This is a genomic window from Vibrio sp. 2134-1 (assembly GCF_033339495.1).
Map to the genome: position 1 here is coordinate 1 of NZ_JAWOUS010000583.1, position 628 is coordinate 628.

The following is a 628-nucleotide window of genomic DNA, read 5'->3' on the forward strand; positions in this document are numbered from 1 at the left end:
CGACGCACGTGAAAACAACTCTGACCAATACTTGAGCCTGCTAAGTTTTGCATTGAACGCCGGTCGTTCAATCGTACTAGCGGTAAACAAGTGGGATGGTCTAGATAACGTAGTAAAAGAGAACGTGAAGAAAGAGCTAGACCGCCGCCTAGGTTTCGTTGACTTTGCTCGTATTCACTTTATCTCTGCACTGCACGGTACTGGTGTTGGTCACTTATTTGAGTCTATCCAAGAAGCGTACAAGTCGGCAACGACACGTGTTGGTACCTCTGTTTTGACTCGTATCATGAAGATGGCGACTGATGATCACCAACCGCCAATGGTTCGTGGCCGTCGTATCAAGCTAAAATACGCGCACGCAGGTGGTTACAACCCACCAATCGTCGTGATTCACGGTAACATGGTTCGTGAACTTCCGGATTCATACAAGCGTTACTTGATGAACTACTTCCGCAAGTCACTGGAAATTATGGGTACGCCAATTCGTATCAACTTCCAGAATAGCGAAAACCCGTTTGAGAATCGTGCGAACAAGCTAACCTTGTCTCAAGAGCGTAAGCGTAAACGTATGATGTCTGTGGTTAAAAACCGCAAAAAATAATTTAAGCATTTGAAGATACCCAAGTTT

1 pseudogene is annotated in these 628 nt (G+C 45.2%); it reads left to right on the forward strand.

The window, feature by feature from the left end:
* Positions 1-601 (forward strand): annotated as a pseudogene (locus tag R7R78_RS27355) (ribosome biogenesis GTPase Der); the annotation flags it as partial.
* Positions 602-628 lie beyond the last annotated feature (27 nt).